The sequence below is a fragment of the Pseudomonadota bacterium genome, from assembly GCA_034660915.1.
Lineage (GTDB): Bacteria > Desulfobacterota > Anaeroferrophillalia > Anaeroferrophillales > Anaeroferrophillaceae > DQWO01.
Genome location: JAYEKE010000050.1, coordinates 1 through 4,670, shown reverse-complemented (window position 1 = coordinate 4,670; position 4,670 = coordinate 1). Strand labels below are relative to the sequence as shown.

Here is a 4,670-nt window from a genome sequence, read left to right as displayed (position 1 = left end):
ATTAATCCTGGTCTGACCAAGTTTATGGTGAGAAAAGACTTCATCCTTGCAATGAGCCATAAAACGGCGCAGGAACCGGTCTGGATATTGGCCTTCATCCTTGAAAGTGGTTTCACCAAAATGATAGAGAACCCCTGTATCCAGATGCAGAATAATTTCGGCCTGATGCTTTTCACGATGAACCCGGATCTGATGCTGCTGAAAATTGGCGTCAAGGTATCCCAGGTTGACAGCCCCCTGTTTCAACGCCACCTTCCCCTCTTCATAAAAATCCTGTCGCAGGACATCATTGACCTGAAGTGGAAATGCGGACACTAAACCCCGCAATTGCGGAGCAGAGTCGCCCGGCCCGGTCAGTTCCAGTTCAACCCGGGTTATCAATAACGGCTCGCCGGGGTTGATTTTGACTCGCAGGGTATATTCTTTAAAATCATCTTGATCTATACGACTCTTCGTCTGACTGTTAAAATAGCCATAGGGTTGTAAAGCATCACTAACCAGCTTGGGCAATTGACTTTGATAATGTTTGAGCCAGCGCATATGGACCTGGCTTTTATCAATCAGAACGGCAGGAAGACTGATAGCTGTTTCGAGTATTTCCTGCAACTCTTTGTTGCCGGCAACCTGAAGATCAAGCCGCAAAGAATCTGCACTGCCGGAAACAGGGAAGAGCAGAAGAAAGCAAAGGATAACAAGAAAGTGCCGCATAAAAATAGAAAACCCTGCAATCAGTGAAAAGTAAGTACTAAAATTCTGTCTTCTGATTCCTGAATTCTGACTTCTATTGATAAATCCATGAAACCGAAGCGATAATTAAGATATTAATTTCAGCTTGTTACTTTAAATCAGAAAGTTGAACTATTATTTTTTACCACCCTGTTTTATCAACTGTCAAGAAAGTTCAATCGGTGGGAAGCAGAAATAGTTTTTTCCCATTGACATGTAGTTTAAGAATTCACATAGGAAAATATTATAAATAATCAGAAAGATAAAGTTAATTTATCGCAAGTATTTTATTTGCCATGACTGCCACTTAAGTGGTAGAAAAAATCAGTAAATTTCGCTTCGCTTGGCACTCAAAGGGGACAGAATTGAATCCTGTTTGATTGCACGGCCGGGGACATTGCTTTAGTGCGCCCCACAAGCCGGCTATGGACGGCCGGCGAGAATGAGCGAGAACCAGGCCGGAACATCCCTGGGAAAAGGACCAAAAATGGACAATACCGCAAAATTACGGAAAGATGCCGAAAGCATTTACCGCCGGGCAATTGAGGCGGTCAACCCCATAACGGCAATCAACAGCCATGTCAAACGCCAGGGGCAACAGCTGATCTGTGAAGGCAAGGTTTTTAATCTTGAACATTTCCGGCATATTTACCTGGTGGGAGCCGGCAAGGCCGGGGCCGCCATGGCCGCCGCTATGGAGGAATTATTAGGTAATCAAATGACTGCCGGACTGGTGGTGGTTAAATATGGTCACCTGTCCCCGGTCAAAAAAACAAAAATCATCGAAGCCGGTCATCCGCTTCCCGATCAGAAAGGCGTTGAGGGAGCTAACGAACTGGTTTCAGTCCTTGGAGATACTACTGCTGAAGACCTGGTCATCTGCCTGATTTCCGGTGGTGGATCGGCACTATTACCGCTGCCGGCTGCCGGCCTGACCCTGGATGAAAAGCAAAAGACTACCCAGGCCTTGCTGGCCTGCGGAGCCGATATTACCGAGATCAATGCCATCAGAAAGCACCTGTCACAGCTAAAAGGCGGACAACTGGCCCGGCTGATTGCCCCGGCAACTACTATCTCCCTGATTCTTTCCGACGTTATAGGCGACCCCCTGAACAGCATCGCTTCCGGACCTACGATCGGCGATCCCACTACCTTCGACCTATGCCTGAAGATCATCGAAAAATATCAGCTGTCAGCAACACTGCCCCCAGCAGTCATGAAACATCTGCGCCAGGGTGCCGCGGGAACCATCGCCGAAACGCCAAAGCCTGAAGACCCTATTTTTAATCGAGTCAGCAACCGCATCATTGCCAGCAATCGCCAGGCAGTTGAAGCTGCTGCCGAGATGGCTCAAGAACTGGGATACCACCCTCTGATCCTCTCCACTTTTATCGAAGGGGAAACCCGGGAAATCGCCCGCATGCATGCCGCTATCGCCAGGGAAATTCATCACAGCAGCAACCCGCTTCCCTCCCCGGCCTGCATAATCAGCGGCGGTGAAACCACCGTCACCATTACCGGTGATGGTCTGGGAGGTCGCAACCAGGAATTTGCCCTGGCTGCCGCCCTTGATATCGATGGCCTGCCTAACACAGTCATGATGAGCATCGGCACTGACGGCACCGACGGTCCCACCGACGCGGCCGGCGCCATCGCTGACGGACAAACCATCGAACGGGCCCATAAACTGGGTCTCAATCCCCGGAAATATCTTGACAACAACAATGCCTATCACTTTTTTTCCCAACTCCACGACTTGCTGATCACCGGCCCCACCAAGACCAATGTGATGGATATTCGCCTGATTCTGACGGGAAGATAAAAAAAGGGTGATGTCCTCCGGGACACCACCCTTTTCAGTAAAGCTATTTTTTTACTATTCAGGAAACTTTATCAAATTTGCTCGCGGGCACCCCGCAGACACTACATTTATCTGGACATGAACCAGAGATGGTATTACCACAGACACTGCAGACATAAATATCTTCATCAGGCAGGTCGCCACCGGCTTCCAGGCTGGCGGCAGCTTGTTCATAGAGGCCAAAATGGACTTCCTCCACTACATTGGCCCATTCGAGCATTCTCAACGCTCCTTTTTCCCCTTCTTCCTTGGCAACTGCAATAAATTCCGGGTACATGGTCTTAAATTCATACCCTTCACCCGCAACTGCCGCCTTCAGGTTGGCCTTGGTATCTCCAATCCCGCCCATGGCTTTAAAATGACCAAGGGCATGGACCGTTTCAGCTGCTGCCGCCGCCCGAAACAATTTGGCAATCTGTTTAAAGCCTTCCTTGTCAGCCTGGCTGGCAAATGCAAGATACTTACGGTTGGCCTGGCTCTCACCGGCAAATGCCGCGGCTAAATTATCCATTGTTTTTCCCATGATTTCCCCCTGTCTGATTGTTTTAAATAGAAGCTTAGCTAACCTGATAAAGGATAGTTACTAAATATAATTCATTTAGTCAAGTTATTTATCTCAATTTATCAGGCAGTAAAACCCCACGCAGCAAAGTACTGAGCATTTTGCGAAGGCTATCACAACAATCAACAGGCAATCTCTTCGGGTGAGCAAAGAATGGAAAGGTCGGCAAATCCATCCAGACTCATCGCTTTTTCAAGAAAAACATAACCACCGATCTCAAGATCAAATCGGACTGAAATACAGGCGATATCGGTAACCCGTTGCTGCTGCAATTCACGATAGGCCTGATAAATATTGGGTAAAGGTTTGGCTCCACATATCAGACATTCAGTAGACTCCAATCCATTCTCCCTGATTAACTGCTTCATCGCCGAATCACGCAGAGGCTCATCCCCTGCCAGATAAATTATACAGCCGTGTTTCATAATTTCACCTTTCCATGTTATGTAATATTTCATGATGATACTGCAGGAAACAACCAGAATCATTTAAGGCTGCCTTGAAAAGGTAGCCTTAAAAATCATAGCGGCAACCGACCTGGAAAGTTCGCCCGGGCATCGGGTACCCTTTGATATATGAATATTCCTTATCAAAGAGGTTCCTTATCTCACCTCGAAGGGTGATATCCCCATATTTATCGGTATCAACAATTTTTTTACTCATGGTTAAATCGGCAACCGTAAAACCACCTTTTTCCACCACCGGTGCCGACCAGCCGCTTTCCCAATCCTGAACATCCTGCTTGCCGGTATAAGCAAAATTCAAACGGGCGGCAAATCCCTGCCAGTCAGGCAGATTCAAACCATAGGACAGATTCCAGTCAGAAACATACAACAAGTCATCATTATCTTCATCTTCATATTCCGTCAGGTAGACAAAGTTGCCATATACTTCCAGAATAGTTGGCAGCTTCACAATTGAACCAATATCAATGGCGATATTTCCCTCAATACCGCTGATATCGGCACTGCCGATATTATCCCAGGATGATATGCCACCCCCCAGGGACACGGACTGTATTTTATCATCAAAATCAGTATAGAAATACGTCAATGAAGAAGAAAGGGAACCATAATAAAAATCCAGTCCCGCCTCATAAGTCCGGCTTGATTCCGGATCAAGATTGGGGTTCCCCTGGAGAATTTCTCCCCAGGTGGGCCGATTGGCTGCCAACTGGTCAGCGCTCGGCATGATGAATGCTTCACCGTAATTGGCCCGCAGTTTCAGCAAATCATTCAGCCAGTAGGCAATCCCGAAATTAAAAACCCAGTTGTCATCACTTTCTTCACTGTCATCATCATCAACTTCCACTTCATAATCATCGTAACGAATGCCGGCGGTTAAAATCAGGCGATCATCCAGAAAGGTGGATTTGGCCAGCAGGAATCCGGCCGGATTTTTATATTCGGTTTTTTCAGGCGTCCAGGTGGAATCCATTTCATAGTGAGCCCAGTCAAAACCGCCAGTCAGGGTAACAAAGGATAAATCGGCAGTCATCTGCACCTGGGCACCCTCAAAATC

5 protein-coding genes are annotated in these 4,670 nt (G+C 47.4%); 1 reads left to right on the top strand and 4 read right to left on the bottom strand.

Going from position 1 to position 4,670, the window contains the following annotated elements; all coding sequences use genetic code 11:
• On the bottom strand, positions 1-708 hold a 708-nt coding region (locus U9P07_03295; protein ID MEA2108429.1), incomplete at its 3' end, for a POTRA domain-containing protein.
• Between the two features lie 460 nt (positions 709-1,168).
• On the opposite strand from U9P07_03295, the gene U9P07_03290 reads away from it, so the two are divergent.
• Entirely contained in the window at positions 1,169-2,548 is a 1,380-nt protein-coding gene (locus U9P07_03290) for a glycerate kinase (protein MEA2108428.1), read from the top strand.
• A 58-nt stretch (positions 2,549-2,606) separates the two neighbouring features.
• Here U9P07_03290 and U9P07_03285 read toward each other — a convergent pair whose 3' ends face one another.
• The 3 genes from U9P07_03285 to U9P07_03275 all read right to left on the bottom strand — a co-directional run.
• Positions 2,607-3,110: a rubrerythrin family protein gene (locus tag U9P07_03285; protein ID MEA2108427.1), complete on the bottom strand. Its 504-nt coding sequence runs from the start codon at positions 3,108-3,110 to the stop codon at positions 2,607-2,609.
• A 161-nt stretch (positions 3,111-3,271) separates the two neighbouring features.
• Positions 3,272-3,574 carry a hypothetical protein gene (locus U9P07_03280; protein ID MEA2108426.1) on the bottom strand — a complete coding sequence of 101 codons (303 nt, stop codon included), beginning with the start codon at positions 3,572-3,574 and terminating at the stop codon, positions 3,272-3,274.
• 88 nt (positions 3,575-3,662) lie between these two features.
• Positions 3,663-4,670 (bottom strand): TonB-dependent receptor (locus U9P07_03275; protein ID MEA2108425.1); only part of this gene is annotated, 1,008 nt, incomplete at its 5' end.

Coding starts and splice junctions, on each gene's coding strand:
- U9P07_03280 (MEA2108426.1), bottom strand. CDS start 3,574: ATGAAACACGGCTGTATAATTTATCTGGCAGGGGATGAGCCTCTGCGT.
- U9P07_03290 (MEA2108428.1), top strand. CDS start 1,169: ATGAGCGAGAACCAGGCCGGAACATCCCTGGGAAAAGGACCAAAAATG.
- U9P07_03285 (MEA2108427.1), bottom strand. CDS start 3,110: ATGGGAAAAACAATGGATAATTTAGCCGCGGCATTTGCCGGTGAGAGC.